We start from the raw sequence: 1,767 nt of genomic DNA, 5'->3' as shown, positions 1-1,767 counted from the left end.
AACCCCCAAGACCGCTTAGGTGCGCTTTCCGTTGGCGAATTAAATTCGCCACGGGTCGCACCTCTGCATCGCTTACAAAGGGTGTGAGACTAATGTCGATGTCCTAACTGCCCTGGCGACTGCTATAGGATAGTAATGGATCCTTTCAGTTGATTTTTTCGAGTTGGTAATTATATCATATAAATTTTCATTTATAGGCTTATTAACGAAAGAGATGGCTTTTCGTTAATATAGAGCTGGAAAATATTCAGTATTAACGACAGCGATAATAATGGTTAGTGCTACTAGAGCAGGTCAGTATGTGGATCAGCTTAGTGGATATAAAGCTTTCATACCGAATCCGTTGCCGCCTGTGCCTGACATCATTATCGATGACGAGATGTGGCAGCTTCTATCTCAGGCGGATCGTGCACTCGGTAGGCTAGATGGATCAACAGATGCTCTGCCTAACCCTGACCTATTTGTGTTTATGTATGTTCGCAAAGAAGCGGTTTTGTCGAGTCAGATTGAAGGAACGCAGGCATCTTTGATAGATGTTCTGGAATTTGAATCCCAAACACTCGAACCAGATAATCCTCAAGAAGTGGCTGAGGTGGTTAACTATATCGCTGCTATTAACCACGGTCTTGAGCGCTTGAAGGATTTACCTGTGTGTTTGCGCCTGATTCGGGAAATACACCAGAAGTTAATGCAAGGAGTGCGAGGTTCTGAGCGAGATCCAGGTGAGTTTCGTAGTAGCCAGAATTGGATTGGTCCGGAAGGATGTTCCCTCAAAGACGCTACTTACGTTCCACCTCCACCCCATGAAATGAAACAAGCTCTAGATAATCTAGAAAAGTTTTTGCATGATTCAAAACCAATTCCCGCTTTGCTAAAAATTGGATTGGCTCATGCTCAGTTCGAGACAGTTCACCCTTTTCTTGACGGCAATGGCAGAACAGGGCGTCTACTAATTACATTTCTTCTATGTGAGCAGAATATACTGAAGCGCCCGCTTTTATATATTTCTTACTATTTCAAGAAATATCGCTCTGAATACTATGACCGACTTCAAGCTGTCAGAGATAGTGGCAATTGGGAAGGTTGGCTAAAGTTCTTTCTGCGTGGTGTTTACGAAGTCGCTCAGGAAGCGTCCGCTACTGCCCGCAACATAGTAACCATGAAGGAAGAACATCATCAACTACTGGTCAATAAGATGGGGAAGCGAACCGGAAACGCTATAATCGTGCTGGATAACCTTTATTTTAGGCCAATTATCACTGTTGAACAGGTTCAAAAAATTATTCAACTCAAATACCCTAATGCCAACAAATTAGTTAATGATCTGTGTGATGTTGGTATTTTACAAGAAATTACTGGGCAAAAACGTAATCGCGTTTTTGCCTACGCTCCATACTTGGAATTGCTGAATCAAGGAACTAATATGAGTGGGGTGGACATCCTGAGCGCCCGAAAATGATCTCAAATCTGCAATTGGATAAATTGGTAAATTATTCCCCTTTAAATTAATCACTAGTTGAAATTAGTTTGTAAAATCGGGAATAGGAAACTACCTATTCCCATCTCATCGATATGTTAACTAGTTAACCGGATAATTTAGAATTTATTCATTCTGCATTCTGCATTCTGCATTCTTCATTCTTCATTCTTCATTCTTCATTCTAAATTCTTCATTCTTAAATTCCCCTTTCTTAGTAAGCGCTGGAAAATTTGCAAGTTCTGATCGAGCCAATCCAGCCATTTCAGACTACTCGATAAAGATTTCGG

Annotated in this window: 1 protein-coding gene; it reads left to right on the top strand. The window is 41.3% G+C overall.

Annotated elements, in window-relative coordinates; genetic code table 11:
- Positions 1-271: 271 nt before the first annotated feature.
- Positions 272-1,459, top strand: coding sequence for a Fic family protein (locus tag F6K20_RS37010; RefSeq protein ID WP_008183368.1), 1,188 nt, complete (start codon positions 272-274; stop codon positions 1,457-1,459).
- Positions 1,460-1,767: the final 308 nt, after the last annotated feature.

It is taken from the genome of Moorena sp. SIO2C4 (assembly GCF_010672485.1).
In the GTDB taxonomy this organism is placed as follows: domain Bacteria; phylum Cyanobacteriota; class Cyanobacteriia; order Cyanobacteriales; family Coleofasciculaceae; genus Moorena; species Moorena producens.
This window is presented reverse-complemented; position numbering and strand designations above follow the sequence as displayed.

Coding starts and splice junctions, on each gene's coding strand:
- F6K20_RS37010 (WP_008183368.1), top strand. CDS start 272: ATGGTTAGTGCTACTAGAGCAGGTCAGTATGTGGATCAGCTTAGTGGA.